General features: G+C 54.6%; 1 protein-coding gene. It reads right to left on the bottom strand.

Translation table 11 applies throughout. The annotated features are described in order from the left end of the window. Nucleotides 1-28: 28 nt before the first annotated feature. Nucleotides 29-992: dihydrolipoyllysine-residue acetyltransferase (aceF, locus tag FDW87_RS22095; RefSeq protein ID WP_252363074.1), on the bottom strand; the 964-nt coding region annotated here is incomplete at its 5' end.

Here is a 992-nt window from a genome sequence, read left to right as displayed (position 1 = left end):
AAGCCGGCCGTCGGGCCGGCTTTTTCGCTTACATCACCAGGCGGCGAATGTCAGACAGCATGTTGTTGATGATGGTGATAAAGCGCGCACCATCAGCACCGTCGATTACGCGGTGGTCGAAGGAGAGCGAAATCGGCATCATCAGACGCGGCATAAACTCTTTACCGTTCCACACTGGCTCCATAGAGGACTTGGAGACACCGAGGATAGCCACTTCCGGCGCGTTCACAATCGGCGCGAAGTGGGTCGTACCCAGGCCACCGATGCTGGAGATGGTGAAGCAACCGCCCTGCATTTCGCCAGCGGTCAGCTTGCCATCACGCGCTTTCTTGGAGATGGTGGTCAGTTCACGAGACAGCTCGGTAATGCTCTTCTTGTTCACGTCTTTGAAGACCGGAACAACCAGACCATTCGGCGTATCTACCGCGACACCGATGTTGATGTATTTTTTCAGGGTCAGACGCTGACCGTCTTCAGACAGAGAGCTGTTGAAGCGCGGCATCTGTTCCAGAGCGGCGGCAACGGCTTTCATGATGAAGACCACTGGCGTGAATTTCACATCCAGTTTACGTTTTTCAGCTTCGGCGTTCTGCTGTTTACGGAACGCTTCCAGATCGGTGATATCGGTCTTGTCGAAGTGAGTAACGTGCGGGATCATCACCCAGTTACGGCTCAGGTTAGCACCAGAGATTTTCTGGATACGACCCAGTTCCACTTCTTCGATTTCACCAAACTTGCTGAAGTCCACTTTCGGCCAAGGCAGCATGCCCGGAATACCGCCGCCTGCTGCTGCCGGAGCAGCTTCAGCACGCTTGATAGCGTCTTTCACGTAAGCCTGAACGTCTTCACGCAGGATACGACCTTTACGGCCAGAACCTTTCACTTTCGCCAGGTTTACACCGAACTCGCGCGCCAGGCGACGAATCAGCGGTGTTGCATGAACGTAAGCGTCGTTCTCAGCGAACTCAGATTTACCTTCCGCTTTCGCGGCC

The organism is Citrobacter sp. wls826, assembly GCF_005281245.1.
Classification (GTDB): domain Bacteria; phylum Pseudomonadota; class Gammaproteobacteria; order Enterobacterales; family Enterobacteriaceae; genus Citrobacter; species Citrobacter braakii.
This window is presented reverse-complemented; position numbering and strand designations above follow the sequence as displayed.